30 protein-coding genes and 1 pseudogene are annotated in these 23,545 nt (G+C 72.8%); 14 read left to right on the top strand and 17 right to left on the bottom strand.

All coding sequences use genetic code 11. The annotated features are described in order from the left end of the window. Window positions 1–134: 134 nt before the first annotated feature. A complete protein-coding gene (locus DQE82_RS27920; RefSeq protein WP_030502236.1) occupies window positions 135–887 on the bottom strand; it encodes a 1-acyl-sn-glycerol-3-phosphate acyltransferase in 753 nt (250 codons plus the stop codon). Between the two features lie 140 nt (window positions 888–1,027). On the opposite strand from DQE82_RS27920, the gene DQE82_RS27915 reads away from it, so the two are divergent. Further along, the gene (locus DQE82_RS27915; protein WP_043328838.1) at window positions 1,028–1,417 is read left to right on the top strand and encodes a VOC family protein; all 390 of its coding nucleotides are present in this window, start codon (window positions 1,028–1,030) and stop codon (window positions 1,415–1,417) included. A gap of 1 nt (window position 1,418) precedes the next feature. Here the strand turns inward: DQE82_RS27915 and DQE82_RS27910 are convergent, their stop codons facing one another. From DQE82_RS27910 to DQE82_RS27880, 7 genes are all read right to left on the bottom strand, one after another. Continuing rightward, complete coding sequence (locus DQE82_RS27910; RefSeq protein WP_043328837.1) at window positions 1,419–3,479, bottom strand: glycogen debranching N-terminal domain-containing protein; 2,061 nt, start codon at window positions 3,477–3,479, stop codon at window positions 1,419–1,421. After that, the gene (locus DQE82_RS27905; protein ID WP_043328836.1) at window positions 3,479–3,850 is read right to left on the bottom strand and encodes an SCP2 sterol-binding domain-containing protein; all 372 of its coding nucleotides are present in this window, start codon (window positions 3,848–3,850) and stop codon (window positions 3,479–3,481) included. Before DQE82_RS27905 ends, DQE82_RS27910 begins: the two co-directional genes overlap by 1 nt. A gap of 160 nt (window positions 3,851–4,010) precedes the next feature. After that, window positions 4,011–4,427, bottom strand: a complete 417-nt coding sequence (locus DQE82_RS27900; protein ID WP_043328834.1) for a CBS domain-containing protein — start codon at window positions 4,425–4,427, stop codon at window positions 4,011–4,013. Window positions 4,428–4,492: 65 nt separating this feature from the next. Next, window positions 4,493–5,161: a TMEM175 family protein gene (locus DQE82_RS27895; protein ID WP_113974669.1), complete on the bottom strand. Its 669-nt coding sequence runs from the start codon at window positions 5,159–5,161 to the stop codon at window positions 4,493–4,495. A gap of 103 nt (window positions 5,162–5,264) precedes the next feature. Beyond that, entirely contained in the window at window positions 5,265–6,287 is a 1,023-nt protein-coding gene (locus DQE82_RS27890; protein ID WP_064447774.1) for an aspartate-semialdehyde dehydrogenase, read from the bottom strand. Window positions 6,288–6,384: 97 nt separating this feature from the next. After that, window positions 6,385–7,728, bottom strand: a complete 1,344-nt coding sequence (locus DQE82_RS27885; protein ID WP_113974655.1) for a pitrilysin family protein — start codon at window positions 7,726–7,728, stop codon at window positions 6,385–6,387. Next, window positions 7,728–9,017 carry a pitrilysin family protein gene (locus DQE82_RS27880; protein WP_043328830.1) on the bottom strand — a complete coding sequence of 430 codons (1,290 nt, stop codon included), beginning with the start codon at window positions 9,015–9,017 and terminating at the stop codon, window positions 7,728–7,730. The genes DQE82_RS27885 and DQE82_RS27880 overlap by 1 nt, the downstream gene beginning before the upstream one ends. An 85-nt stretch (window positions 9,018–9,102) precedes the next feature. On the opposite strand from DQE82_RS27880, the gene DQE82_RS27875 reads away from it, so the two are divergent. After that, window positions 9,103–9,816, top strand: coding sequence for a phosphodiesterase (locus DQE82_RS27875; RefSeq protein ID WP_113974654.1), 714 nt, complete (start codon window positions 9,103–9,105; stop codon window positions 9,814–9,816). Here the strand turns inward: DQE82_RS27875 and DQE82_RS27870 are convergent. Then, window positions 9,791–10,012, bottom strand: a complete 222-nt coding sequence (locus tag DQE82_RS27870; protein WP_013288141.1) for a hypothetical protein — start codon at window positions 10,010–10,012, stop codon at window positions 9,791–9,793. The genes DQE82_RS27875 and DQE82_RS27870 overlap by 26 nt on opposite strands. 255 nt (window positions 10,013–10,267) lie before the next feature. On the opposite strand from DQE82_RS27870, the gene DQE82_RS27865 reads away from it, so the two are divergent. Genes DQE82_RS27865 through DQE82_RS27855 form a run of 3 tightly spaced genes read left to right on the top strand, consistent with a single transcriptional unit; the run spans window position 10,268 to window position 11,875 of the window. Further along, on the top strand, window positions 10,268–11,365 hold the full coding sequence (locus DQE82_RS27865) for a 3-deoxy-7-phosphoheptulonate synthase (RefSeq protein ID WP_043328826.1): 1,098 nt from the start codon (window positions 10,268–10,270) through the stop codon (window positions 11,363–11,365). 40 nt (window positions 11,366–11,405) lie between these two features. Continuing rightward, entirely contained in the window at window positions 11,406–11,639 is a 234-nt protein-coding gene (locus tag DQE82_RS27860; RefSeq protein WP_018786980.1) for a hypothetical protein, read from the top strand. A gap of 26 nt (window positions 11,640–11,665) precedes the next feature. After that, window positions 11,666–11,875, top strand: a complete 210-nt coding sequence (locus DQE82_RS27855; RefSeq protein WP_043328824.1) for a hypothetical protein — start codon at window positions 11,666–11,668, stop codon at window positions 11,873–11,875. 62 nt (window positions 11,876–11,937) lie between these two features. Here DQE82_RS27855 and DQE82_RS27850 read toward each other — a convergent pair whose 3' ends face one another. The 3 genes from DQE82_RS27850 to DQE82_RS27840 are packed head-to-tail and all read right to left on the bottom strand — an operon-like array spanning window position 11,938 to window position 13,121. Further along, complete coding sequence (locus tag DQE82_RS27850; RefSeq protein WP_030502249.1) at window positions 11,938–12,477, bottom strand: DUF1360 domain-containing protein; 540 nt, start codon at window positions 12,475–12,477, stop codon at window positions 11,938–11,940. A 33-nt stretch (window positions 12,478–12,510) separates the two neighbouring features. Then, window positions 12,511–12,828: a hypothetical protein gene (locus DQE82_RS27845; protein WP_064447778.1), complete on the bottom strand. Its 318-nt coding sequence runs from the start codon at window positions 12,826–12,828 to the stop codon at window positions 12,511–12,513. Then, window positions 12,828–13,121, bottom strand: coding sequence for a DUF6158 family protein (locus DQE82_RS27840; RefSeq protein WP_030502251.1), 294 nt, complete (start codon window positions 13,119–13,121; stop codon window positions 12,828–12,830). Before DQE82_RS27840 ends, DQE82_RS27845 begins: the two co-directional genes overlap by 1 nt. Before the next feature lie 124 nt (window positions 13,122–13,245). Here DQE82_RS27840 and DQE82_RS27835 point away from each other — a divergent pair, with 124 nt between their 5' ends. Both DQE82_RS27835 and DQE82_RS27830 read left to right on the top strand, forming a co-directional pair. Further along, window positions 13,246–13,677: a hypothetical protein gene (locus tag DQE82_RS27835; protein WP_113974653.1), complete on the top strand. Its 432-nt coding sequence runs from the start codon at window positions 13,246–13,248 to the stop codon at window positions 13,675–13,677. 25 nt (window positions 13,678–13,702) lie between these two features. Continuing rightward, window positions 13,703–14,032: a DUF3817 domain-containing protein gene (locus DQE82_RS27830; protein ID WP_043328820.1), complete on the top strand. Its 330-nt coding sequence runs from the start codon at window positions 13,703–13,705 to the stop codon at window positions 14,030–14,032. Between the two features lie 7 nt (window positions 14,033–14,039). Here the strand turns inward: DQE82_RS27830 and DQE82_RS27825 are convergent, their stop codons facing one another. Further along, window positions 14,040–14,549, bottom strand: coding sequence for a DUF6232 family protein (locus DQE82_RS27825; protein ID WP_043328818.1), 510 nt, complete (start codon window positions 14,547–14,549; stop codon window positions 14,040–14,042). 406 nt (window positions 14,550–14,955) lie between these two features. Between DQE82_RS27825 and DQE82_RS27820 the strand changes: the two genes are divergently transcribed. After that, a complete protein-coding gene (locus DQE82_RS27820) occupies window positions 14,956–15,921 on the top strand; it encodes a C40 family peptidase (protein ID WP_043328816.1) in 966 nt (321 codons plus the stop codon). Window positions 15,922–15,993: 72 nt separating this feature from the next. On the opposite strand, the gene DQE82_RS27815 is transcribed toward DQE82_RS27820, so the two are convergent. The 3 genes from DQE82_RS27815 to DQE82_RS27805 form a co-directional block, all read right to left on the bottom strand. Then, window positions 15,994–16,983, bottom strand: a complete 990-nt coding sequence (locus tag DQE82_RS27815) for an RNA polymerase sigma factor RpoD/SigA (RefSeq protein ID WP_043330973.1) — start codon at window positions 16,981–16,983, stop codon at window positions 15,994–15,996. A gap of 472 nt (window positions 16,984–17,455) precedes the next feature. Continuing rightward, the gene (locus DQE82_RS27810) at window positions 17,456–18,403 is read right to left on the bottom strand and encodes an N-acetylmuramic acid 6-phosphate etherase (RefSeq protein WP_051611378.1); all 948 of its coding nucleotides are present in this window, start codon (window positions 18,401–18,403) and stop codon (window positions 17,456–17,458) included. Continuing rightward, window positions 18,400–19,314 (bottom strand): MurR/RpiR family transcriptional regulator, encoded by a 915-nt coding sequence (locus DQE82_RS27805; protein WP_051611377.1) that lies wholly within the window; start codon window positions 19,312–19,314, stop codon window positions 18,400–18,402. The genes DQE82_RS27810 and DQE82_RS27805 overlap by 4 nt, the downstream gene beginning before the upstream one ends. A 268-nt stretch (window positions 19,315–19,582) precedes the next feature. Here DQE82_RS27805 and DQE82_RS27800 point away from each other — a divergent pair, with 268 nt between their 5' ends. Beyond that, window positions 19,583–20,260, top strand: coding sequence for an SDR family NAD(P)-dependent oxidoreductase (locus tag DQE82_RS27800; RefSeq protein ID WP_113974652.1), 678 nt, complete (start codon window positions 19,583–19,585; stop codon window positions 20,258–20,260). Here the strand turns inward: DQE82_RS27800 and DQE82_RS27795 are convergent. Further along, complete coding sequence (locus tag DQE82_RS27795; protein WP_113974651.1) at window positions 20,245–20,976, bottom strand: dTMP kinase; 732 nt, start codon at window positions 20,974–20,976, stop codon at window positions 20,245–20,247. The two genes, DQE82_RS27800 and DQE82_RS27795, sit on opposite strands and share 16 nt — an antisense overlap. 148 nt (window positions 20,977–21,124) lie before the next feature. Here DQE82_RS27795 and DQE82_RS27790 point away from each other — a divergent pair, with 148 nt between their 5' ends. The 5 genes and pseudogenes from DQE82_RS27790 to DQE82_RS27775 all read left to right on the top strand — a co-directional run bounded on the left by DQE82_RS27790 (window position 21,125) and on the right by DQE82_RS27775 (window position 23,537). Beyond that, window positions 21,125–21,706: a nucleotidyltransferase gene (locus DQE82_RS27790; protein WP_043328811.1), complete on the top strand. Its 582-nt coding sequence runs from the start codon at window positions 21,125–21,127 to the stop codon at window positions 21,704–21,706. Window positions 21,707–21,762: 56 nt separating this feature from the next. After that, window positions 21,763–21,972: a hypothetical protein gene (locus tag DQE82_RS27785; protein ID WP_225319459.1), complete on the top strand. Its 210-nt coding sequence runs from the start codon at window positions 21,763–21,765 to the stop codon at window positions 21,970–21,972. Between the two features lie 10 nt (window positions 21,973–21,982). Then, a pseudogene (locus DQE82_RS27780) lies at window positions 21,983–22,763 on the top strand (metallophosphoesterase). Further along, window positions 22,754–22,900: a GPGG-motif small membrane protein gene (locus tag DQE82_RS30920; RefSeq protein ID WP_013288160.1), complete on the top strand. Its 147-nt coding sequence runs from the start codon at window positions 22,754–22,756 to the stop codon at window positions 22,898–22,900. Before DQE82_RS27780 ends, DQE82_RS30920 begins: the two are co-directional and overlap by 10 nt. A 139-nt stretch (window positions 22,901–23,039) precedes the next feature. Next, window positions 23,040–23,537 carry a TspO/MBR family protein gene (locus DQE82_RS27775; RefSeq protein WP_113974650.1) on the top strand — a complete coding sequence of 166 codons (498 nt, stop codon included), beginning with the start codon at window positions 23,040–23,042 and terminating at the stop codon, window positions 23,535–23,537. Window positions 23,538–23,545: the final 8 nt, after the last annotated feature.

Here is a 23,545-nt window from a genome sequence, read left to right as displayed (position 1 = left end):
AGACTCCACTCGCTCAGTTCGGCCGGGCGCGGACCGCACTCCTGGAGGGCACACCACCAGATGAGACGAACGTACTACGTCATGAGATTCGTACCAAGATCTACCGAGCCGAGCCGAGCTGCGGACCGCGGGGGTCAGGAGGCGCTGCGGGTGCGGCGCTCGGAGCGGTCCAGCTCGACGGCCTCCTCCGGGGTGGGCGCGCTGCCGCCCAGGTGGGCCGGCTGCCACCAGGTGTCGTCCGGGCCGGACGGCTGGTCCGGGTACTCCCGCTGGGCCCGGTCGACGAGCGCCGACAGCCGGGTACGCAGGTCGGCGGTCATGACTGTGGCGTCCGGGTAGGCGGCCGGGTCCATCGGATCGCCGACGATGATGGTGATCGGCGTGTGCCGGCGGGTGAGCGTACGCGGGCGGCCCTTGGTCCACAGGCGCTGGGTGCCCCAGAGCGCGACCGGCAGCAGCGGCACGCCGGCTTCCTGCGACATCCGGGCCGCGCCGTTCTTGAGGTCCTTGACGACGAAGGAGCGGCTGATCGTCGCCTCCGGGAAGACGCCGACCACCTCGCCGCGGCGCAGCGCGCTCACCGCGGCGGCGTACGAGCCGGCGCCGGCGGCCCGGTTGACCGGGATGTGCTTCATGCCGCGCATGAGCGGCCCGGAGACGCGGTGCCGGAAGACGCTGTCCTTGGCCATGAAGCGGACCAGCCGCTTGGCCGGGTGCGCGCCGTAGCCGCAGAAGATGAAGTCGAGGTAGCTCACGTGGTTGGATGCGAGCACGGCGCCGCCGGTGGGCGGCACGTGCTCGCTGCCGGACACGTCGAGGCGCAGGTCGAGGAGCCGGAACATCGTCTTCGCGGCGGTGATCACGGGCGGGTACACGAGTTCCGACATCCCGCTACTTTACCCCGAGTAGGTTACGCGACCGTAGGGGCGATCTGCCCTCGGCAGACCGGGCTCGCGTACCGGGGGCGGTGTCCGCCGCGTTCCTGGACAACGTCCTGCCCGCCGTCGCGGGCGACTAGGTTCGAGGCATGCCCGACCTCGCCGCGATCGTCATCCACTGCCGCGACCCGTACCTGCTCGCGCCGTTCTGGAGCGCGGTCACCGGGCTGCCGGTGGTCGAGGAGGACCGGGTCAAGCTCGCCGAGGGCACGCTCGCCCCGGCCGAGGCGGTGCTGCTGCGCGACCCGCACGGGCGGCGGCCGGACCTGTGGATCAGCCCCGCCGCCGAGCTGCCCGCGCCCGGCCGGATCCACCTCGACCTGGTCGGCGACGCCGAGGAGCGGGCCGCCGTGCTGGAGGCGGGCGCGACAGTGGTACGCGAGCTGCCGCGCTGGACCGTGCTGGCCGACCCGGAGGGCAACGAGTTCTGCCTGCTGCCGCCGGACGAGGCGCACACCGCGCGTCCGCCCGGGCACTGACTCATTCGGCCAGCTCGTCGAGGTCGAGCCGGCCCCGGGCGAACGCGTCCACCCGGCCCCAGCGGCCCGGGATGTCCAGCACCTCGATGCGTCCCATGCCCATCGGCAGGCGCGGGTCCACCGCCAGGTGCCCCTCGTGCGGCTCAAGGCCCAGCATGGTGCGGATCAGCAGCAGCGGCGCGCCGGTGGACCACGCCTGCGGACTGCACGCGGTCGGGTACTCCACCGGGAACTTCGTCAGCTCCCGCTGGTAGCCGCCGAACGCCTCGGGCAGTCGGCCGTCGAAGTAGGCGGCCGCGTCGAGGATGCCGTTGGCCACGGTGGCCGCCTCCTCGTTGAAGCCGTACCGGCGCAGGCCCCAGGCGACGAACGAGTTGTCGAACGGCCAGATCGTGCCGTTGTGGTAGCCGATCGGGTTGTAGCGGACCTCGCCCTCGGCCAGCGTCCGCACCCCCCAGCCGGACCAGAGCCGGGGCCCCACCAGGTGCTCGGCGACACTCGACGCCCGTTCCTCGTCCACGATCCCGCTCCACAGCAGGTGGCCGATGTTGGAGCTGAGCACATCGCACTGGCGCCCGTCCGGGTCCAGCGCGAGCGCGTAGAAGCCGCGGTCGGCGACCCACCAGTCCTGGTTGAAGCGCCGCTTCAGCTCCGCGGCCTCGCGTTCGAGCTGGTCGGCGTACGTGTGGTCGCCCCAGAACACCCGGGCCAGCCGGGCCGCGCGCATCTTCGCGTCGTACGCGTAGCCCTGCACCTCACAGGTGGCCCGGGGAAACGGCGGCAGCGTGCCGTCGGCGTACGAGATGGAGTCCCACGAGTCCTTCCAGCACTGGTTCTCCAGGCCGGTGTCGGTGTTGCGCCGCTCGTACCAGATGTAGCCGTTGCCGATCAGGTCGGCGTACTTGTCGATCCACCTCAGCGCGGCCCGGCACTCCAGTTCCAGCTCCTTGACCAGCGCCCCGTCGCCCGTCCACCGCTCGTACTCGTCGAGCAGCACCACGAACAGCGGGGTGGCGTCCACCGAGCCGTAGTACGGCGAGTGCGGCTGCTCCTCGAACGCGGCGGTCTCGCCGTAGCGCATCTCGTGCAGGATCCGGCCCGGGTCCTCGTCCCGGAAGTCGTCGAACCGGGTGCCCTGCAGCGCGGCGAGGATCCGCAGCGTGGTCTTCGACATCTCCGGCGCGAACGGCAGCACCTGCAGGCAGGTGAGGATGCTGTCCCGGCCGAACATGGTCATGAACCAGGGCAGGCCGGCCGCGGGCAGCGTCTGCCCGCCGAGCGACAGCGGCGAGAAGCGCAGCGCAGCGAGGTCGACCAGGCTCCGCCGGTAGGTCGCGGCGAGATCTTCGTGCTCGCTGTTCAGTTTCGGGGCCCGGCTGATCCACTCCTCCAGGTCGTGCTGGAGCGCGAGCCGCTCGACGCCGTGGGCGCGCAGCCCGATCCGCAGGTCCCGGCCGCCGGGACCGATGGCGAACGTCTGCACGTCGATGACGGCGTCCCACTGCTCGTTGGGTTCCAGCCGCAGGCTCCAGGCGAAGCCGCGCTGGTCGTAGCGGGCCGGCTGGTTGGCGGAGACGACGGTCTCGCGCCGGAAGTTGCCCCGCCGGTAGCCCAGGCGCAGCCGGTCCGACTCGGCCTCGGCGTACAGCTCGCCCTTCTTGTTCAGGATCTCGTCCTTGATCTGGAAGAGGTCGGCGAAGTCGGACCCGGCGTCCATCCGGACCTCCAGGTCGACCGCCTTCTCGTCGTGGTTGAGGATGGTCAGCGTCTCCCGGAAGCTGCCGCCCACCGCCCGTTCCCGGATCACCGACAGCTTCGCGTCGATGTAGTGCGTGGCCATGCCGGGCACCAGGAAGAACCGGGCCTCGTAGTACTGCAGGTCGTCGTAGGACAGGACGTTGAGCCGCTCGCCGTTGACGGTGAGCACCCACTTCGACAGGTAGCGCGTGTCGAGCGAGAAAAGACCCGTCGGCTCGTTCGGGGTGGCCTCGATGTCGCCGCTGTCCTCGCTGACCACGAACGTGTTGCCGTCCAGGATGCGGACGGTGTTCTGCCCGGGCATCAGGCGCCCCTCCCACCGAACGTGTGACGTGGTCCCCGGGAGTCCGGCGGACCGGGGAAGACCCGCTCGACCTGCAACACCAGCCGGAGGTCGCCGACGACAGTCATGTCGCCCCGCAGCAGCGCCGCGATGGCGTTCTCCTCACCGCCGACCAGCTCGGCGAAGAGGCGCGGCTCGGTGCCGACCACGGTGTCCGCCTCGCCGTCCTCCTGCCGGACCCGCAGGTTGCCCCGTTCTATCTCCAGCAGCCAGTGCGTGGTGTGCGGGCCCTCGTGCAGGTCGAAGCGCAGCGTTCCGGATGTCTTGACCAACAGGGGCTCGAACCCCCGCCGGTCCAGGTCCTCGAAGAATCTTGTGGCCATGTCCACCATCCGGGCGACTCCTCCCGCGTTCCGCGGTCTTCCGTCCGGGATGCGGTGTCCCCACCCGTTCCGCGGTCAACCTCGCCCGATCCGGGTGACCGCCGCGTCGCCTGCGTGACGCGGAACGCCGGCCCCCGAACCGGGAGCCGGCGTCACCGCGTCGGTCAGGTCAGTTGTTGGGGTCGTCGGCGCTGATGTCCGCGAGCACCGACTGGGGTTCCCGCTCGACCGCCAGGTCACCCATGGAGATGAGGCCGATCAGCCGGCCGTCCTCGACCACTGGGAGCCGGCGGACCGCGTACGTGCGCATCAGGTCGGCGGCGGCCACGGCGTCGTCGTACTGGCTCACCGTCACCACGTCCTTGCTGGTGATCTGGTTGAGCCGGGTGGAGGTGGGATCCATGTCCTCGGCCACGCCCCGCACCGTGATGTCCCGGTCCGTGACGATACCGACCACGTTGTCGCCGTCGGTCACCACCACGTCGCCGATGGCGCTGTCGCGCATCTCCTGCGCCGCGGCGGTGAGCGTGTCGTTGCCGTCCATCGTCACCAACCGGGTCGTCATGAACTCTCCGACCGTTGTCATGGTGCTCCCCTCTCGGTGTCGGCACGGCGGTCTACCCGCCGCCCGAGGCGGGGTAACGCGGGGCGTCACCGCCGGTGGCGCAGGCGCCGGCGCAGGTCGTAGAAGCCGTTGCTGGACAGCCCGTAGAAGATCGGCAGCAGCAGGAGCACCACGAGCGCCACCGGCACGCTCAGGAACACGCCCACCAGACCGGCGATCGCGTACGCGAGGACGCCGAGCAGCGCCCGGACGCGTTCGGCCTCGAAGAAACGGGCGGGGACGTGCGGCTCCAGCAGTTCCGGGTGCCGGCTCAGGTAGTGGTAGAGCCACAGCCACGTGCTCGACAGGATCACGCCGACCAGCCCGTACGCGGACACCGCGACCCGCTCGTCGAAGACGTCGCCCTCCTCCACCGCGCGGGAGACGAGCGCGGTGACGAACGGCAGCAGCGCCACGCTGAACAGCACGCCGAGGTTGGCCCAGTGCAGTCCCCGGTCGGCGCAGCGGACCCGGTGGAACGTCCCCTTGTGGTTCAGCCAGTTGACCGCCACGTACAGGTAGGACGTGACGTAGGCGAGGTAGACCGGCCACTGGTCGAGCAGCGCGCGCAGCATTCCGCCCGGCGCCGTCTCGGGCACCCGCAGGTCGAGGACCAGCAGCGTGATGACGATGGCGAAGACCGCGTCGCTGAACCCGATCGCCCGGCCCGTGTCCGAACGCATCCCGGCGGCCTCGGTGTCCCCTTCGGCCGTCATCGGCACCTCCGCCCTGCCGGCGCGCGGGGCGGCCGGCGACCCGGCGGGCATACCCGCTGCGCGGATGTCCGTGCCGGGTGGCCCGGCACGGACGCCCGCAGGGTCAGCGCTCGGCGGCGACCAGTTCGGCGAGCTGCACGGCGTTCAGCGCCGCGCCCTTGCGCAGGTTGTCGTTGGCGCAGAACAGCGCGAGCCCGTGCTCGACGGTCTCGTCGGCCCGGATCCGGCCGACGTACGTCGGGTCCTGGCCGGCCGCCTCCAGCGGCGTGGGCACGTCGCGCAGCGCCACGCCGGGCGCGCCGTCGAGCAGCTCGCGGGCCCGGGCCGGGTCGATCGGGCGGGCGAACCGGGCGTTGATCTGCAGCGAGTGGCCGGTGAAGACCGGGACGCGCACACACGTGCCGGAGACCTTCAGCCCGGGGATCTCCAGGATCTTGCGGCTCTCGTTGCGCAGCTTCTGCTCCTCGTCGGTCTCGAACGAGCCGTCGTCGACGATCGAGCCGGCGAGCGGGAGCACGTTGAAGGCGATCGGGCGGGCGAACGAGCGCGGCGCCGGGAACTCCACCGCACCGCCGTCGAAGGCCAGCCCGGCGGCGTCCCCGGCCACCTTGCGGACCTGCTCGTCCAGTTCCGCCACGCCGGCCAGGCCGGCGCCGGAGACCGCCTGGTAGGTGGCGACGACGAGGCTGACCAGCCCGGCCTCGTCGTGCAGCGGACGCAGCACCGGCATGGCGGCCATCGTGGTGCAGTTGGGGTTCGCCACGATGCCCTTCGGGCGGTCGGCGATCGCGTGCGGGTTGACCTCGGCGACCACCAACGGCACCTGCGGGTCCATCCGGAACGCCGAGGAGTTGTCGATCACCACGGCGCCGGCCTCGGCGACCCGGGGAGCCAGCTCCTTGGCGGTGGCCTTGCCCGCCGAGAAGAGCACGATGTCCAGGCCGCGGTAGTCCGCGGTGGCCGCGTCCTCGACGGTGACCTCGCCGTCGCGCCAGGGCAGCGTGCGCCCGGCCGACCGGGCCGAGGCGAACAGGCGCACCTGCTCCGCCGGGAACTCGCGCTCCGCCAGCACCTGCCGCATGACGCCACCGACCTGACCGGTGGCTCCCACAATGCCGATCCTCATGCCCGCGAGGCTACCCAGCCGGGCGGTGCGGGTGGGAAACGTTTCCCACCGCGCGGATGCGGGGCGACGGGAATCACAGGCCCGCCGCCCCGTCCGGTCACGTGTGGTCGAGCACCTCGCCGAGACCGCTGGCGACCAGCTCGTCCCGGATGACCGCCGCGTCCCCCTCGATCACCATGGTCAGCGACTCGGGGTGCAGGTAGGTCGCCGCGGCGGCGGAAACGTCCTCGACGGTCGCCGCGAGCAGTTGCTCCCGCAGCCGCGCGTGGTAGTCGTCCGGCAGGTCGTGCACGACCAGCGTGGTCAGGGCCGCGGCGATCGCGCGCGGGCTCTGCAGCTCGACCGAGAGCTGGCCGGCCCGCCAGGAGCGCGCCACCTCCAGCTCGTCCTCGGTGACCCCGGTCAGCTGGGTACGCGAGATCTCGCCCACCGACTCGACGAGCGCCGGGGCGGTCACCGCGGTCTGCACGCCGGAGCTGACCGCGAACCGCCCGAACCGCCGGGACGAGGCGAAGTCGCCCCGGATCCCGTACGTGTAGCCGCGCACCTCGCGGATCAGGTGGTTGAGCCGGGACGTGAACGCGCCGCCGAGCACGGTGCCGGCGAGCGTCATCGGCACGTGGTCCGGGTGGGCGCGGTGCGGGGACGGGTGGCCCAGCCGCAGCGTGGACTGCACCGAGCCGGGCCGGTCCACCAGAATGATCCGGCGCTGCCCGGTCAGCGGCACGTCGATCGGGCCGCCGCGTTCCACCGGGCCGCCGCCGGCGCCGGCGAACGCCGTCGCGGCGAGCGCGTCCAGGTCGATCCGCTCCAGGTCACCGGCGACGATCAGGGTGCCGGGGCGGATGAACCACTCGGAGTGGAAGACGGTGACGTCGTCCACCTCCAGCGCGGCCACGCTGTCCGGGTCGCCGTAGAGCGGGCGGCCCCACCGGTGCTGCGCGCCGAACAGCTCGGCCCGCAGCACCGCGTCGGCGCGCGGGCCCGGGTTGGCCCAGTCCATCCGAAGCGCCGTCGCCTCGTCGTCGCGGACCCGGCGCACGTCGGCCGGGTCGAGCCGGGGCGTACGGACCGCCTCGGCGAGCAGCTCCACGGCGGCGGTCAGCCGGTCCACCGGCACCTGCACGCTCACCTGGAACGAGTCCCAGTCCAGCCCGGTCGACAGCTCGGTGCCGAGCGCCTCGATGGCCAGCGCGTACGCGGTGGCGTCCCGCTGCGCGGTGCCCTCCTCCAGCGCCTTGGCCAGCACCGCGCCGAGCCCTTCCTTGCCGACCGGCTCCCGGCCCGCGCCGCCGTCGAGAAGCAGCAACGCGACTGCGAGGTTCTGCCCGGGCAGGTGCGCGGCGACCACCTGGCCGCCGGCCTCTGTCCGCCGGACCACCTGCGGGAACCGGTAGGCGCGGGCGGCGCCGGGGCCGGGACGGGTGGCGATCAGCGACATCACTTCTCCTCGGGCAGGTAGGTCAGGATCACCCGGTCGGCGGCGCCGAGCAGCTCGGCGGCCTGCTCGGCGATCTGCTCGGCGGTCACCGCGAGCCAGGCCGGCAGCCGGTCGGCCGCGCGGGCCGGGTCGCCGAACTGGGTGGCGTACCGGCCGAGCGTGTCGGCCCGCCCGTCGACAGTGGACATCTGCCGCCACCACATGGTGCTCAGCAGCGCCTTGGCGCGGTCCAGCTCGGCGGCGGTCACCGGCACCGTGGCCAGCTCGTCGACCACCTCGGCCAGCCCGTCGCGCAGCCGCTCGGCGCTCACCCCGGGGCGGGCCGTGGCGGTGGCGATCAGCGGGGCGGGCGCGTGCGCCAGGTCCACCCCGTACGCGCCGACGAGGTCCGGCTGGGCGATCCGCTCGCCGTCGGCCAGGCGCTGGTAGAGGCGGCTGCCCCGGCCGCTGCCGAGCACGGTGGCCAGCACCGTGGTCACGTCGTACCCCGGGGTGCCGAACGGGTGGGTGCGGTGCGCGACGTAGACGCGGGGGGCGGGCACGTCGGCGGTGACCGTCTCCACCGCCGGGCGGCCGGTGGCCGGCACGGTACGGCCGTCCGGCGCGGCCGGGATGTCGGCGCGCGCGGCGAGCCCGCCGAAGTACTTGTCGGCGAGCCCGAACACCTCGGCGGCGGTGGTGTCGCCGACCACGGTGAGGACGGCGTTGTTCGGCGCGTAGTAGGTGCTGTGGAACTCCTGGAAGGTGGCCAGGTCGGCGGCGTTCAGGTCGGCCATCGACCCGATCGTCGCGTGGTGGTACGGGTGCCCCGGCGGGTAGAGCAGCGGCAGCAGGCGCAGCCAGGCGTCGCCGTACGGCACGTTCTCGTAGCGCTGCCGCCGTTCGTTCTTCACCACGTCGCGCTGGTTGTCCAGCGTCTCCTGGGTCAGCGCCGGCACCAGCCCGCCCATCCGGTCGGCCTCCAGCCAGAGCGCCAGCTCCAGGTGCTCGGCCGGGACCGTCTCGAAGTAGTTGGTGCGGTCCGGGTTGGTGGTCGCGTTGAGCGAGCCGCCCGCGCCCTGGATCAGCTTCATGTGCTCGGTCTTCGCAACGTTCACCGAACCCTCGAACATGAGGTGCTCGAAGAGGTGGGCGAAGCCGGTCTGTCCGGCCGGCTCGTGGCGGGAGCCCACGTCGTACCAGAGGTTGACCGCCACGGCCGGGGCGGTGCGGTCCTCGCTCACCACCACACGCAGGCCGTTGTCCAGTCGGGTCGTCTCGATCGGCCAGGGGAAACCGCTGTCGGGCATGAGACGACGCTATCCGATCCCGGAGGCGGAAAGGTGACACGCGCGCCGGAGCATCGTCGGTGCGCGCCGGGGTACCCGTGCGGGCATGGCCGCCACCTCACCGTCCGCCGTCGAGCGCGCCGCCGCCGCGCTGGCCCGGCTCCGGCACGCCCGCCTGCTGCACCCGGCCGGGCGCACGTTCGGCGGCGAGGTCCGGATCTGGGGTACGCCGGGACCGCCGACCGGGGTGCCGCTGCTCGACCTGCCGGGCCGGTGGCCGGCCACGATCCGCCTCTCCAAGGGCGTGCCGACGCCGGGCGCCTGGCCGGACGTGCTGGGCGTGGCGGTACGGCTGCGCCGCGACCCGGAGCCGCCGGTGGACCTGCTGTTCAGTTCCAGCGGCGCAGCGCCGGTGCTGCGGAACCTGCCGCTGCCCCGGCGGCGCTTCACCGGGACGTACACGTCGATCATGCCGTTCCGGGCCGGCGGGCGACGGCTGTTCCTGGCCGTGCTGGCCGACCCGGAGTCACCAGACCTGGGTCGCGGCCTGGCCGAGGCGGGCGCGGCGGTGGCCGCCGACGAGCCCCGGCTGGTGCTGGCGGTGGCCTCGGCGGCAGGCCGGTGGCGGCCGTTCGGCGAGGTACGCCTCGACGGCGAGCGCGGCGCCGCCGAGGACGCCGCGCTCGCCTTCGATCCGATCGGCAACGTGCCGCCGGGGTTGCGCCTGGCCGGCCCGCTGGCCCGGTTGCGGGACGACAGTTACCGGGGTTCCCGCCGGGCCCGGGGCGCGACGCTCAGTCGGGCGGCTCGACGGGGGTGACGGTCTGCTCGGAGGTGCGGTGCTCCAGCACCGTGTCGGGGGCGGCGTTCTGGTCCGCCTCGCGGATGTCGGACTCGGTGAGGATCGCGTCGGCCTGCGCCTCGGCGTCGTCGCTGCCCGCCGCCGCCTCCTCCGGCAGCAGATGCGCCCGGGACTCGATCCGTTCCTGGTCACTGGGGTCATGGCTGGTGGTCATGGCGATCACATACCCCGTGTTCCGCACTTCGGAACGACAGCGGGCTTTCCGGCGCGCTTCGGGTACGCTGGCCGACGTGACGCGGTCGTATCGATGGTTTAGGCAGCCGGCTGGAGGAGCCGGTGACTCGACCATGAGCTGACGTCACTTACCTCTTCGAGCCGGCCGGGCAGGGATTCTTTTCCCTGCCCTTTCGTATGCGAGCAGCCGGCTCGATCCCCCGGACCCGGCACGGGGGCACGGTCGGCGGAAGGAATCCCCACCGTGACCACGTCCCAGGACGCCCATCGGGTCATCGACCAGCGCATCGACCGTGTGGTGCCGCTGACCACCCCGGCCCTGCTGCACCACCACCTGCCGCTCGAGACCCCGCTGGCCGAGGCCGTCGTGGCGGGCCGCCGTGCCGTCGGCCGGGTGCTGGACCGCGACGACGACCGGCTGCTCGTCGTCGTCGGCCCCTGCTCCGTGCACGACCCGGCCGCCGCCCTGGAGTACGCGGGCCGACTGCGCGAGGCCGCCGCCCGGGTCGCCGACGACCTGCTCGTGGTGATGCGCGTCTACTTCGAGAAGCCGCGCTCGACGGTGGGCTGGAAGGGCCTGATCAACGACCCGGCGCTGGACGGGTCCGGCGACGTGAACACCGGTCTGCGTACCGCGCGGGCGCTCCTGCTCGACGTGCTGCGGCTGGGCCTGCCGGTGGGCTGCGAGTTCCTCGACCCGATCACCCCGCAGTACATCGCGGACACGGTGGCCTGGGGCGCGATCGGCGCGCGGACGGTGGAGAGCCAGGTGCACCGGCAGCTCGCCTCCGGGCTGTCCATGCCGATCGGCATGAAGAACCGCCCCGACGGCAGCATCGCCACCGCCGTGGACGCGATCCGGGCGGCCGGGGTGCCGCACGTCTTCCCCGGCATCGACGTCTCCGGCACCCCGGCGATCATGCACACCCGGGGCAACGCGGACGGGCACCTGGTGCTGCGCGGCGGGGGCGGCCGGCCGAACTACGACGCGGAGTCGGTGGCCGGGGCGCTGGAGCTGCTGCGCGCCGCGGGCCTGCCGGAGCGGGTGGTGGTCGACGCCAGCCACGCCAACAGCGGCAAGGACCACCGCAACCAGCCGCTGGTCGCCGCCGACGTGGCGGCCCAGCTCGCCGCCGGTCAGCGCGGGATCGTCGGCATCATGCTGGAGAGCTTCCTGGTGCCCGGCCGGCAGGACCTGGACCCGACCCGGGAGCTGGCGTACGGCCAGTCGGTCACCGACGCCTGCATCGGGTGGGACACCACTGCCGAGGTCCTGGAGCACCTGGCCCAGGCCGTCCGGGCCCGCCGGGCCACGCTGCCGGCGCCGGCCTGAGCGGGGTTGGGGCGAGTTTGACCGGTTCGGCGCCGGGTAGGTGGTCGGCGTGACCGATGACGCGCCCGTGACCGAGCAGCCCGACACGCGGCCGCTCGACGACCTGCTCGACGACATCTACCACGGCCAGGAGCGGATCACCCAGGCGGACATCTACCGCCGGGCGGTGGCCGCCGAACTCCCCGCGGAGCTGCTCACCCGGATCGCCGCGCTCCCCCAGGGCGAGTACGCGGCGGACGAGGCGGCCGATCTGCTGGGCGGCACGGTCGCCTGAGCCCCCGGAAGACGAGAGGACGCGACATGACCGACCGCAACCCCGAGCACGAGCACCTGGCGGCGCTCGGCCAGCCCCCGGAGGGCGTCGACACGCTGCCGGAGCCGGACTTCGCCAACGAGCACGAGCGCACCGCTGTGGACCGGGACATCGTCACCGGGGAGGACGAGGAGGAGCGGGAGCCGGAGGCGTCGCGCGGCTGGGCCGGCGAGGACCACGGCACCACCCCCACCTGACCGTGGGAGACGCGCGAAAAGGGGGCCGGCGTGCGCCGGCCCCCTTTTCGTGTCCGCATCCCTCACGCCTCGTGGTGACCGCCCTCGGCCGCCTGCTGGGCGACCGCGTACCCCATCTGGAGGAAGTCGGAGGCGGCCACCGCGGTCAGCGCGGTGGCGACCAGCCGGGTCAGCCGGGGCGCCAGCACCAGCCCGCCGGTGAGCCCGGTGGCGACCCAGACCGCCAGGCAGAACGGGCAGCTGACCAGCTCGCCGAGCGCGTGCCGGGTGGGGCTGCCCTCGTCGCGGACCTGCTCCATCACCTCGCCGCTGCCGATCGGGTGGTCGTAGCGGGTGAACGGCGCCCGCAGCGGGCTGGTGATCGCGTCCTTGGACAGCAGCCGGCTGAGCTTGTGCGTGGCGATCGAGAGCAGCACCACGTCCGCCGGCGTGGGCCGCTCGGGCACCGGCCGTCCGGTCGCCCGGACCAGGCCGACGAGCGCGGCGGTCACGCCCGCGTACGTGCCCATCGCCTTCAGGTAGCCCTCCAGCGGCCGGTGCTCGTGCGGCGCGTACGCCTGGCGCAGGCGCGCCACCTTCTGCTTCAGGCCACTCCCGGTCAACCCGGCCTCCTCGTGCTCGTCGTGCGGCCGGGCTCAGCCGGCGGTCAGGTTGTCGGCCACCTCGCGGTCGAGGTTGGCCAGGATCTCGTCGGCCAGGTCGTGGTCCGGGCCGGCCAGGTCGAGCCGGACCCGGGCGCCGCCCGCGTCGGCCGGTTCCACGTCGATCTCGGCGGACCAGTCCGCGGCGCTCCACCGGGCCCGCATGTCGTCGGCGTCGACGACCTCGACCCGGCAGGTGCCGGAGTTGCGCAGCCGCTCGGGCAGCCAGGCCGAGGAGCGGTCCGGATCAGTGGCGGTGTTGAACACCACCTCCGGGGGCGCGGACATGCCGCGCTCGGCGTGGCTGCCCATCAGGCGTCCCGCAGCCGGCTCGGGTCGACCTCCCGGCCGGGGTGCCGGGCCAGGTACTCCGTCTCCAGTTCGGCGGTGCGCCGCAGGTGGTTGGCGAGCGCCGAGTCGGTGGCGTGGCGCAGCGTGTCCAGCCGGGTGCGGTGCAGGCTCTGCATCTCCCGGACCAGGTCCTCGTCGCCCAGCTCCACCGGGTCCACCCCGAGCTGCTCGCCGTCGACAGTGCGGGCGTGATCGCCGTCCCACTCCGCGACCCGCTGTTCCGGGCTCGCGTCCCGGCGTACCGATTCGGTCATCGTCGCCCCCTCGTCTCGTTCGGGTTGCACCTGTTCGGATGCCCAGCGGGCGTGTCACCAAACCACCGCCCGGACTACGACGCCGTGTCGGAGACACCCGGGGAGTCCCGGTACTCTCGTGGGCATGGAACGGCTCTGGACACCGGCGTGGATCGTCCGCCACGTGGCCATGGTCGTGCTGGTGGCGGGTTGCCTCGGGATGGGCTGGTGGCAGGTCACCCGCGCCGCCGGGGGCAACGCGATCAGCTTCGGTTACGCGATCGAGTGGCCGGTGTTCGCCGGTTTCGTGATCTTCGTCTGGTGGCGGGAGGTCCGCCAGACGCTGCGGGCGACGCCGCCGGGCGACGCGCAGCCGACGGCCGATCCGGCGCCGTCGGCGGCTGCCGGCGCCGAGCCGGTCGTCACCACCCCGGCGGTACGCCGCCCGGTGCGCGTCGTGCGGACGCCGGCCGCCCCGGCCGACGGGGCGGACGACGCCGAGCTGGCCGCGTACAACCGCTATCTATCCTGGTTGAACGCCAATCCGGGCGCCCGGCCCGGCGACTATCCCGGCTGAGGCCGGTGCGGAAGGACGGACGACGGTGGGCGGAGCCCTTACCCGGTACCGCGTGATCGCCTGGATCGTGGGCGTGGCGCTCGTGGTGCTGGTCCTGATCGGCATGCCGCTGAAGTACGGCTTCGACAACCCGAGCGTGGTGGGCGTGGTCGGCGTGGCGCACGGCTGGCTGTACATGCTCTATCTGGCGCTGACGTTCGACCTGTCCCGCCGGGCGAACTGGCCGCTGAAGCGGATGCTGCTGGTGATGCTCGCCGGGACCGTGCCGTTCGTCTCGTTCTACGCCGAGCGGCGGGTGAGCCAGTGGGTGGCTGCCGAGCAGCAGCCGCGTACCCCGGAGCCGGTCGCGGGCTGAGCGCCGCTCACCGCGCCGGTCGCCACGGCTCGGCCGCCGGTGGGTCGGCCCAGCCGCCCATGCGCGCCGCCTCGCGGGCGCGGCGCAGCGCCCGGCTGACCTGACCGAACTGTCGTTCGTCGTCGCTGCTGAACAGCAGCACCTCGGTGCCCCGCACCCGGCCCCACAGCTCGTGCGCCGGGGGCCGCCAGCGGTCGCCGATCAGCACGAGCAGCAGCGGCACCAGCCCGACCGCGCCGAGCAGGAGGTACGCCTCGGCGGTGAGCCGGTGCAGGCCGCCGGTGAAGCCGAGCAGCAGCCCGACCGCGGCGATCATCGCGGCGGACACGGCGACGGCGCGGATCGCGAGCCGGTCGTGCGGGCCGCGATCGGTCCGCACCTGGGTGATCTCGGCCACCGGCCAGCTGTTGCGGCCGACGGTGAAGCGCTCGGCGGTGACGACGATGCCGGGGCGGGCGTAGAGCAGTTTGGGCGAGGTGGGTCGGGGCGGCTGGGTGGCGGAGCGTTCGGTCTGCACGGCGGCCTCCCGGGGACGCGGATCCCGTGCGGGAATCCCGGTTCCGGGCTTCATTGTGTTGCGGGCCCGCCACCTGACCTCGGGTTTTCGGCGATCGGCCGCCGGTTCTGCCCCGGGTGGCCCGCCGGAAAGAGGAAGCGATTTCAGTCTTTGTCATGACTTTGCGTGGCGGTGGCTGACGACATCCGCCCAGAACGACCAATCGGGCGAGCCACACCATGCTGCACCATCGTCACTTTCCGCCACTTTGCCAACTTTCGCCCCTGCTTGAACTCCCGACCACTCCGATCACGGGTTAGGTTGTGCAGGTCGGCCCGGTCGACAGCCATCCACCCGGATGGCCCCGGGCCGGTGTCGCCGGGTCGCGAACGCGCCCGGCGGCCGGTGGGAGAGGAGCTTTCCGCTCTTGTCGTCCTTACGGATGCTGCTCCGCTCGCTCGCGGTGGCCGGCCTCTCGGCCGCGTTGCTCGCCCCGGCGCAGGTGGCCCGGGCCGAGCCCACACCCGCAGAGCTGACGAAGCAGATCGAGAAGTCCTCGACTGAGCTGGAGCGAATCGTCGAGTCCTACAACAAGCTCAACGAGGACATCAAGGCCAACAAGGCCACGGCGGCCACGTTGGAGGCCCGGATCGGGCCGCTGCAGGAACAGGCCGAGCGCAGCCGCGCCGAGGTGGGCGTGCTGGCGGCGACGGCGTACAAGACCGGCGGCATGCGTACCGCGGCGGCCCTGCTGGACCCGGGTGGCCAGGCCACGCTGCCGGAGCGGCTGGGCACACTGGACCAGCTCACCCGCCAGCGCCAGCGCACCCTCTCCAGCTTCACCGCCGACCAGCAGCGGCTGATCGACCAGAAGACCCGGCTGGACGCCACGCTCGCCCGGGAGGCGGCGCAGGCCAAGCAGCTCAAGTCCGCGAAGACGCGGATCGAGGGAGACCTGGCCGACCTCTACGAGATGCGGCGCAGGGCGTACGGGCGGGCCACCGAGGCGCCCGGCAACGCCGGCTCGGCGGGCAAGCCCCCGGCCGTCTCCGGCGACGCCGGCAAGGCCGTGCGGTACGCCTACGGCGCGGTCGGCAAGCCCTACGGCTATGCCCAGGACGGCCCGGGCAGCTACGACTGCTCCGGTCTGACGCTCGCCGCGTGGCGGGCCGCCGGAAAGTCGCTGCCGCACAGCGCGGCACGGCAGTGGAACGCCACCACGCGGATCAGCCGCAGCCAGCTGCAACCGGGTGACCTGGTGTTCTACTCCGGGCTCGGGCACGTCGCGCTCTACGTCGGCAACGGCCAGATCATCGACGCGCCCAGCGCCGGACGCAACGTCAGCAAACGCGGTATGAACATCATGTCGATCGCCGGCTACGGCCGGGTCTGATCGACGCGGACGGCGAACGGCCGGCGTCCCCCTGTCGGACGCCGGCCGTTCGTTGTCTCAATTACTACCAGGTCAGGCCGCCTGCAGCCCCTCCGCGCGAGCCAGCTCACGCAGCCGGCCGAGGGCCTGGATCTCCAGCTGGCGGATCCGCTCCCGGGAGAGCGAGAACCGCGACGCGACCTCGGTCAGCGAGTGCTCGCGACCGTCCTCCAGGCCGTACCGGGCCCGCATGATGCCGGCGGACCGGTCGTCGAGGTGGTTGAGCAGACCCTCGATCCGCTGCCGCTCCAGGCCGGTGAGCACGATCTCCTCGGGCGACGGCGCGTCGCTGTCGGCGACCAGGTCACCGAGGTTGGTGTCGCCGTCGTCGCCCACCGGGGTGTCCAGCGAGACGGTGTCCTGCGACCAGCGGACCAGCTCGTTGACCCGCTCGACGGTCACGCCGAGGGCGGTCGCGATCTGCTCCGGCTCCGGGTCGCTGCCCAGCTCACGGGTGAGCTGCCGGGCCACGTTGCGCATCCGGTTGACGTCCTCCACCAGGTGCACGGGCAGCCGTACGGTCCGCTCCTGCTGGGCGATCGCCCGGCTGATGGCCTGGCGGATCCACCAGGTCGCGTAGGTGGAGAACTTGAAACCCCGCTCGTAGTCGAACTTCTCGACCGCCCGGACCAGGCCGGTGTTGCCCTCCTGGATCAGGTCCAGCATGGGCATCCCGGAGCGCACGTAGCGCCGGGCGATGGACACGACCAGTCGCAGGTTCGCGCGGATGAACAGGTCCTTCGCGCGCTCACCCTCGACGACCAGCCGCTCCAGGTCCTCCCGGTCGACGCCCTCGGGGATCCGGTCTTCGTCGAGCAGGTGCTCGGCGTAGAGGCCCGCCTCGATCGCCTTGGAGAGGTCGACCTCCCGGGCGGCGTCGAGCAGCGGCGTCCGGGAGATCTCGTGCAGGTAGACGCCGACCAGGTCCCGCTCCTCGGCGACCTCGTCGGTACGCATGCCGATGTTCTTGTCCACGATTGCCACGGTCCCCTCGCTCGCGCCGGTTGCCCGGTTCCTTGCCATCCCCACGTTCATCAGCCCTCCCCGTAACCTCCGCTGTGCCCGTAGGTGCTGACACCTACACAACAGATGTGACGCTTCGGGGATTCCATGTCGTGAGTCGAAACTGTCACGAATGCCTGAGTACTAGCTGAGAGCCCGGTCCATGTTTCCTGTTACCGGCCCGGTTCGGACGGCTTCCGGACACGGCTTTTGGGGCCCGCCGGAGCTGCTGAATCGCTATTCGCCCATGGAATGGCACCATTGCCTGTTCCATGAACACAGCGAGCCGCGTCACCGGGTCGTTGCGATCCTGGTCACTGCGAGATACGCGCTCGTGGACCGGTCGGTTCAGCCACGCTCAGGATTACCCTCCGCCTCGTTGAACAATCCGTACGGGCGGGAACGTCCCCCTCCCGCACGTGATACGTGTCGCACCCGCCGGACGGATGCGCCGGGCGGGTGGATCGCCGGGAGAAGGGGTGAGCGGGGGCGGTCAGGAGGCGAGCAGGGCGAGCGCGCCGCGTACCTGGTGGGCGGAGCGGGCCAGCGCGGCCCGGGCGGCCGGCACCTCCGCGCCGGAGACCAGCGCGACGAGCGCGGTCTTGAGGTCGCCGTCGGCCTCCCGCAGCGCGACCCGGCAGACCTCCTCGGCGCAACCGGTGGCCTCCACGAGGATCGAGATCATGCGACCGCGCAGTTTGGCGTTGGTGGCCACCATGTCGATCATCAGGTTCGAGTAGACACGGCCCAGACGCACCATGACGGCCGTGGAGAACGTGTTGAGCACCAGCTTCTGCGCGGTGCCGGCCTTCATCCGGGTCGACCCGGTGACCACCTCCGGCCCGGTGTCCACGCCGATGAAGACGTCCACCGACGCGGCGGCCGGGGCCTCCGGATTCGCGCAGAGCAGCACCGTAGCGGCCCCCCGCTCCCGGGACGCGGCGAGCGCCCCGAGGACGTACGGGGTGCGTCCGCTGGCCGCCAGGCCGACCACCAGGTCGCCCGGGCGCACGCACTCGGCGGCCTCGGCGGCGCCGCCGCGCTCGTCGTCCTCGGCGTCCTCGACCGCCCGCCACATGGCGTCCGGGCCACCGGCGAGGTGCGAGCAGAACCAGTGCCGGGGCGAGTTGAACGTGGGGGCCAGCTCGGCCGCGTCCAGCACGCCCAGGCGGCCGGAGGTGCCGGCGCCGAAGTAGTGCACGCGGTGTCCGTCGCGCAGCGCGGCCACCGCGAGGTCGACGGTCTCGGCGATCTCGTCCAGCACCGCGGCGACGGCGGCCGGCACCCGCCGGTCCGCCTCGTTGATCACGGTGAGCACGTCCCGGGTGGACATCAGGTCGAGGTCGAAGCTGTGCGGGTTGCGCCGCTCGGTCGGCGCGCCGACACGCACCACCGGCCGGATCGCCGCCACGCCGTCGCGCTCCGCCCGGCCCGCCGTCATCCCCGCCTCCGCCCGGGACCGACCCGGTGCGACTGGACCGCCTCGGCCGTGGCTTCGAGCGCCTTCTTGGTCCGGGCCCGGCTGCGCGCGGCCACCCCGACGAAGAGGCAGTCGACGACGGTGAGCTGGGCCAGCCGGCTGGCCGTCGCGCCGGAGCGGTAGGTCGTCTCCCGGGCGGCTGTGGTGAGCACGTGGTCGGCGACCTCGGTGATCGGCGAGCGCGGGAAGTTGGTGAGCGCCACGGTGGTGGCTCCCCGGGCCCGCGCCTGCTCCAGCACCTCGATGACGTCGGACGTGGTGCCGGTGTGCGAGATGCCGACCGCGACGTCGCCGCGCCCGAGCAGGGCGGCGGAGGTGAGCGCGGTGTGCACGTCCGGGAAGTAGAACGCGATGCGGCCGATGCGGTGCAGCTTCTGCTGGAAGTCGGAGGCGACGAAGCCGCTGGCGCCCGCGCCGTAGACGTCGATCCGGCCGGCCGCGCCGATCGCCTCGACCACCTGCTCGCAGACGGCCGGATCGAGCTGCTCGGCGGTCTCCTCGACGGCTCGGGCGTCGTTGAAGGCGATGGTGGCGATGATCTGGGCCAGGTCCGCGCCCGGCGGGATGTCGCCACCGACCACCCGCGCGTCCGGCGGCTCGACCCGGCGGGCGGCCTCGGCGGCGAGGCGGATGCGCAACTGGGGGTAGCCGTCCATGCCGACCGAGCGGCAGAAGCGGATCACTGTCGCCTCGGACGTCTCGGCGGCGGTGGCGAGGTCGGTGATCGTGCGCCGGGCCGCGTCCGCCGGATCGGCGACGACCAGCCGGGCCACCCGCTGTTCGGCCGGGGACAGCGAGGGCAGCAGGCCGCTGATGTGGACGATCAGTCCACCGGGCTCGTGACTCGCAGAAATCTTCGGACTCTTCGCCACGGATGAAACTTACTTTCAGAGCGCGTGAGCGTCAACCATGACACCGCGTATCGGGAAATTTACCGTCTTCCGTGCCCGCCCCCGGGCCAAGGATCCCATTGTCGCAGCCCCACCGCCTCAACCGGTCCGGTCGAGTCACTCCTGCCGCCCGACGTGCCGGTCCGCCGTCGCGCGGCAGGGCCTGCCTGGTCGGCCTCGGCCGGACGGTCCAGACGGCCCGTGCGGGTCACCGGTCGGTCGGCACGACGGTTGACTAGCGTGTGTGTCCATGACGGAACGCACGGTGCTGGTCACCGGAGGCACGGGTGGGCTGGGCGGCGCGGTCACCGCCACCTTCCTCGACGCAGGCTGGCGGGTGGTCGTACCCCAGCGGGAGGCCGGGACGGACGACGGCCCGGTCCGGGTCGTGGCCGACCTGCTGACCCCCGAGGGGGCCGCGCGGGCGGTCGAGGTCGCGACCGCCGAGCCGGCCGCGCCACTGCGCGCGGTGGTCAACCTGGTCGGCGGGTACGCCGCGGGCGGCCTGGTGCACGAGACCCCGGTCGAGGAGTTCGAGCGGATGCTGCGGCTCAACCTGCGCCCGACCTACCTGGTGACCCGGGCGGCACTGCCGCACCTCGTGGCGACCGGTGACGGCGCCGTGGTCTGCGTCTCCGCGCGGGCGGCGGTGTCGCCGTTCCCGGGCGCCTCGGGCTACGTCACCGCCAAGGCCGCGGTGCGGGCGTTCGCCGACGCGGTCGCGGTCGAGTACCGCCAGCGCGGGGTGCGGTGCAACACGGTGCTGCCGAGCGTCATCGACACCCCGGCCAACCGGGCCGCCCAGCCCGACGCCGACCACCGGCGCTGGGTGCCTCCGGCGGAGATCGCCGGCGTGATCCGGTTCCTGGCCTCCCCCGAGTCGGCGCCCACGAGCGGCGCCGGCATCCCGGTCTACGGCCGGGCCTGAACCGGCACCGGGCCGTCGCGGCCCGCCCCGCCGGCCGGACGTGGAGGGCCGCCCGGAGCCGGGCCGGGACCGGCGGACGGATCGTCGGGCAGCCACTCGCTCAGGTGCGCCCGGATCCGGCGGGCCACCTCCTCCGGTGGGCCGTTGCCTTCCACCACCACGAAGCCGCCGTACTCCGGCAGCCTCCGGTAGGCGGTGTCCGCGTCGGTCAGCCAGGCCATGCTCTCGTGGTCGGTGCCGCGCCGCTCGATCCGGCGGTACGCCTCGGCCGGGTCGACGGTGAGCAGGAACGTGACAGCGGGCGCCGGGAAGACCCGGTAGCCGGCCCGGACCAGCCGCTCCCACCGCTGCCCGCCGTGCGCCCGGATGCTCGCGTACTGGCAGTACGACCAGCGGTCCATCACCGCGGTACGGCCAGTGACCAGGCAGCTCAGCAGCGCGAGCGCGATGGCCAGCCAGCGCAGCGCCGACTCGACCACGAGCAGGCCGTCCCGCCCGACGAGCCGCTGCGCGTCCGGACGGCCGATCCGTTGGGCGACGCGGCCGAGCCAGCGGCGGCCACCGGCGTTGCGGTGGTACGTCGCGGGGTGGCCGGCGGCGGTGAGGGCCTGGGCGAGCCGGTGCGCCTGGGTGGTCTTGCCTGAGCCGTCGATGCCGATCAGGGCGACGGCACGCAGTCGGGCCCTGCCCCGCCGCGTCCGCAGTGAGCTGGCCACCCTCCCGAGGTTATCCGACCGACGCCCACACCGGCCTGTATGTCGCTTTCCTGCCCTGGCGGGCCGATCGCGCCGCAACAGGTGTGACCGGAGCGTCCGCCGGGTACGCAACGTGATCCCACCGCCCATGACGACGAGGGAGCCGCAGATGGCCGAGCGCGGGGACGAGACCCTGGTGCACACGCTGAAGAAGGTCGCCGCCGTGCTCAAACAGTCCGAGATCCCGTTCGCGCTGGGTGGCAGCTTCGCGGTGTACGCGCACGGCGGCCACTCCAGCGACCACGACGTGGACTTCCTGCTCCGCGAGGCGGACGTCGACCGGGCGCTGGAGGCGCTCGTCGAGGCCGGCTTCACCGCCGAGCGCCCGCCGGAGGACTGGCTGGTCAAGGTCTACGACGAGGACCGGATGGTGGACCTGATCCACCGGCCGGTGGAGACGCCGGTGACCGAGGAGACGTTCGCCGACACGATCGTGCGCCCGGTCGACGCCATCCACATGCCGGTGCTCTCGGCCAGCCAGCTCATGGTGCACAAGCTGTTGAGCTTCTCGCAGCACTACTGCGACTTCGCCCGCGCCCTGCCGCTGGCCCGCTCGCTGCGGGAACAGATCGACTGGGAACGGGTACGGAAGGAGACGCAGCACTCGCCGTACGCGGAGGCGTTCCTGGTGCTGCTCGACCGGCTGGACGTGCTGCCCGGCGGCGCGCCCGGCGGAAGGGAGACCCTGTGACCGGACTGTCCGGCGACGTTCCCCCCGACGAGTACGTCGAGGCGGAGATCCAGAGCATGCTGGCCGAGGACCCGACGGTGGCCGAGCAGGGCATCACCGTGGTGCGGCGGGAGAACGGGCTGGTGCTCTACGGCGAGGTGGAGAGCCCGCACCGGCGGGAGGAGATCCTGCGCCGGGTGGCCGAGCGCTTCCCGGACACCCACGTGACGAGCGACATCGGGGTGATCCGCACGCAGGCGCCCACCCAGGTCGAGGAGCTGCCGTGAGGGAGGTTCGATGGTGATCCGGATCGCCGCCGTCGGCGACGTGCATCTGGACGAGGACGTGGTGGGCCGGTTCCGTCCGGCGCTGGAGGAGCTGCCCGGCTCCGCCGACGCGCTGCTGCTCGCCGGTGACCTGACCCGGCACGGCACCGAGGCCGAGGCGCGCTGCGTGGCCCGGGAGTTCGGCGATCTCGGCGTACCGGTGATCACCGTGCTCGGCAACCACGACCACCAGTGCGACCAGGTGCCGCAGGTGGTGAAGGTGCTGGAGGACGCCGGGATCACGGTGCTGGAGGGCACCGGCGTCGTGGTGGACACGCCGGGCGGGCGGCTCGGGGTGGCCGGCGTCAAGGGGTTCGGCGGCGGGTTCGCCGGGCGCTGCGCCAGCGACTTCGGCGAGCCGGAGATGAAGGCGTTCGTACGGACCACCCGGGAGAGCGCCGACGCACTCGCCGACGCGCTGCTCTCGCTGGACTGCGACGCGCTCGTCGCGCTCACCCACTACTCCCCCGTGCCGGACACGCTCGCCGGCGAGCCGCTGGAGATCTACCCGTTCCTCGGCTGCTACCAGCTCGGGCAGGCGATCGACGCCGCGCCCACCGCGCTGGCGCTGCACGGGCACGCCCACCACGGCACCGAGCGCGGCACCACGCCGGGCGGGGTGCGGGTGCGCAACGTGGCGCACCCGGTGATCAAGCAGGCGTACAGCGTCTTCCACCTGGGCGGTGACCAGCTCGACTGACCGGGAGGTTTCCGGGATCGGGCGCACGGGTATTCAGCCGACATGGAGCTGATTCTCTGGATTCTCGCAGTCGTACTGGTGGTCGCCGGAATTCTCGCCCTGTTCCGCCGGCAGATCCTCTGGGGCATCGTCCTCATCGTCGTCGGCCTCCTGGTCGGCCCGGGTGGCGTCAGCATCTTCAACACGTAACAGCGGTTCTCGTACCCGCCGGGGTCGCCGGGCCCGGGTGTTCCGTCCTGCCGGACCGGAACGCCCGGGCCGGGTGACTCCGGCTTTTCCGCGTCCGGGCCGGCGTTTGCCGGGCCGGTCGAGCGGAAACATCTCGACCATGGAGACGTCGCAGAGTGTCACCCGGCGCACCACCGGCGCCCGGAAGTGGTGGGCGCTGCTCGGTTTCGGCGCCGCCACCTTCGTCGCGGCCGCGATCGGCGGGCTGGGTGTGCAGGGCACCTCCGCCGAGTATCAGAGCCTGGAGCAACCCGCGTGGGCGCCGCCGTCGTGGCTGTTCGGCCCGGTCTGGACGGTCCTCTACGCGCTGATCGCGATCGCCGGCTGGCTGGTCTGGCGCCGGGCCGGGTTCGGCCCCGCGCTCTGGGCCTGGGTGGTGCAGCTCGTGCTGAACGCGATCTGGACCCCGCTGTTCTTCGGCGCCGGGGCGTACGGGCTGGCGTTCGCCGAGATCGTGCTGATGTGGCTGGCGATCGGCGTGACCGTGGTCCTGTTCCGGCGCGTCTCCCGGCCGGCCACGCTGCTGATGCTGCCGTACTGGGCGTGGGTGACGTTCGCGTCCGCGCTGAACTTCGCGGTGTGGCGGCTGAACTCCTGACCGGTACG

The sequence above is a fragment of the Micromonospora sp. LHW51205 genome, from assembly GCF_003315815.1.
GTDB classification, from domain to species: domain Bacteria; phylum Actinomycetota; class Actinomycetes; order Mycobacteriales; family Micromonosporaceae; genus Micromonospora; species Micromonospora chalcea.
The sequence above is the reverse complement of the archived record's forward strand: the minus strand, read 5'-3'. Positions and strand labels throughout refer to the sequence as shown.

What these genes read in the sequence shown, in the direction of transcription:
- DQE82_RS27895 (WP_113974669.1), bottom strand. Translation starts at nt 5,161, where the DNA reads ATGACGGCCGAAGGGGACACCGAGGCCGCCGGGATGCGTTCGGACACG.
- DQE82_RS27785 (WP_225319459.1), top strand. Translation starts at nt 21,763, where the DNA reads ATGCTGGCCGAGGACCCGACGGTGGCCGAGCAGGGCATCACCGTGGTG.
- DQE82_RS27890 (WP_064447774.1), bottom strand. Translation starts at nt 6,287, where the DNA reads ATGAGGATCGGCATTGTGGGAGCCACCGGTCAGGTCGGTGGCGTCATG.
- DQE82_RS27910 (WP_043328837.1), bottom strand. Translation starts at nt 3,479, where the DNA reads ATGCCCGGGCAGAACACCGTCCGCATCCTGGACGGCAACACGTTCGTG.
- DQE82_RS27810 (WP_051611378.1), bottom strand. Translation starts at nt 18,403, where the DNA reads ATGACGGCGGGCCGGGCGGAGCGCGACGGCGTGGCGGCGATCCGGCCG.
- DQE82_RS27875 (WP_113974654.1), top strand. Translation starts at nt 9,103, where the DNA reads ATGGCCGCCACCTCACCGTCCGCCGTCGAGCGCGCCGCCGCCGCGCTG.
- DQE82_RS27915 (WP_043328838.1), top strand. Translation starts at nt 1,028, where the DNA reads ATGCCCGACCTCGCCGCGATCGTCATCCACTGCCGCGACCCGTACCTG.
- DQE82_RS27870 (WP_013288141.1), bottom strand. Translation starts at nt 10,012, where the DNA reads ATGACCACCAGCCATGACCCCAGTGACCAGGAACGGATCGAGTCCCGG.
- DQE82_RS27815 (WP_043330973.1), bottom strand. Translation starts at nt 16,983, where the DNA reads ATGGCAAGGAACCGGGCAACCGGCGCGAGCGAGGGGACCGTGGCAATC.
- DQE82_RS27775 (WP_113974650.1), top strand. Translation starts at nt 23,040, where the DNA reads ATGGAGACGTCGCAGAGTGTCACCCGGCGCACCACCGGCGCCCGGAAG.
- DQE82_RS27920 (WP_030502236.1), bottom strand. Translation starts at nt 887, where the DNA reads ATGTCGGAACTCGTGTACCCGCCCGTGATCACCGCCGCGAAGACGATG.
- DQE82_RS27800 (WP_113974652.1), top strand. Translation starts at nt 19,583, where the DNA reads ATGACGGAACGCACGGTGCTGGTCACCGGAGGCACGGGTGGGCTGGGC.
- DQE82_RS27845 (WP_064447778.1), bottom strand. Translation starts at nt 12,828, where the DNA reads ATGGGCAGCCACGCCGAGCGCGGCATGTCCGCGCCCCCGGAGGTGGTG.
- DQE82_RS27840 (WP_030502251.1), bottom strand. Translation starts at nt 13,121, where the DNA reads ATGACCGAATCGGTACGCCGGGACGCGAGCCCGGAACAGCGGGTCGCG.
- DQE82_RS27790 (WP_043328811.1), top strand. Translation starts at nt 21,125, where the DNA reads ATGGCCGAGCGCGGGGACGAGACCCTGGTGCACACGCTGAAGAAGGTC.
- DQE82_RS30920 (WP_013288160.1), top strand. Translation starts at nt 22,754, where the DNA reads ATGGAGCTGATTCTCTGGATTCTCGCAGTCGTACTGGTGGTCGCCGGA.
- DQE82_RS27900 (WP_043328834.1), bottom strand. Translation starts at nt 4,427, where the DNA reads ATGACAACGGTCGGAGAGTTCATGACGACCCGGTTGGTGACGATGGAC.
- DQE82_RS27855 (WP_043328824.1), top strand. Translation starts at nt 11,666, where the DNA reads ATGACCGACCGCAACCCCGAGCACGAGCACCTGGCGGCGCTCGGCCAG.
- DQE82_RS27905 (WP_043328836.1), bottom strand. Translation starts at nt 3,850, where the DNA reads ATGGTGGACATGGCCACAAGATTCTTCGAGGACCTGGACCGGCGGGGG.
- DQE82_RS27880 (WP_043328830.1), bottom strand. Translation starts at nt 9,017, where the DNA reads ATGCCCGACAGCGGTTTCCCCTGGCCGATCGAGACGACCCGACTGGAC.
- DQE82_RS27885 (WP_113974655.1), bottom strand. Translation starts at nt 7,728, where the DNA reads ATGTCGCTGATCGCCACCCGTCCCGGCCCCGGCGCCGCCCGCGCCTAC.
- DQE82_RS27835 (WP_113974653.1), top strand. Translation starts at nt 13,246, where the DNA reads ATGGAACGGCTCTGGACACCGGCGTGGATCGTCCGCCACGTGGCCATG.